This window comes from Mesorhizobium sp. M00.F.Ca.ET.216.01.1.1, assembly GCF_004010325.2.
GTDB lineage: Bacteria > Pseudomonadota > Alphaproteobacteria > Rhizobiales > Rhizobiaceae > Mesorhizobium.
Genome location: NZ_SADR02000133.1, coordinates 1 through 445 on the forward strand (window position 1 = coordinate 1; position 445 = coordinate 445).

Here is a 445-nt window from a genome sequence, read left to right on the forward strand (position 1 = left end):
CTTTGATTGCGCAGATGGATTTCTCCCCGGTTGGGGCCTGCGCCAAGGTCCGCCCCCGATCATCATTCAAGGGCACAAAAAAGTACCCCCGCCAAAAGGCGGGGGCAAGGTGAGCAGCGGGAGTTCTGTCGTAAGACGATCAGGACCAAAGAGACGAAGCAAAAGGTGGCAACCTGATTTTGCAGCGCTGGCTTTTGGTCCCTTAAGATCTAAATCCAGATAGAACCTCGCTCTCACAAACTCTTCAGGCGATCGAGATCCGCCACGGTGGCCCTGCGCTCGACGATGGTGCGTCCGAACTTGTCCTCCATCCTGAACCGGCCGTTCTCGATCGTCTCCTTCATTCCGTTGCGGTGCGTGACCTGGATGCCGCTGGCGCTGACCTCGACCTTGTCGCCGGTCGCGGCGGTCACATGATCGTCGACATCGGCGGTGCTGCTTGCGG

Annotated in this window: 1 pseudogene; it reads right to left on the minus strand. The window is 58.9% G+C overall.

The features are described 5' to 3' along the window. Positions 1-233: 233 nt before the first annotated feature. Positions 234-445 (minus strand): annotated as a pseudogene (locus EN859_RS35390) (hypothetical protein); the annotation flags it as partial.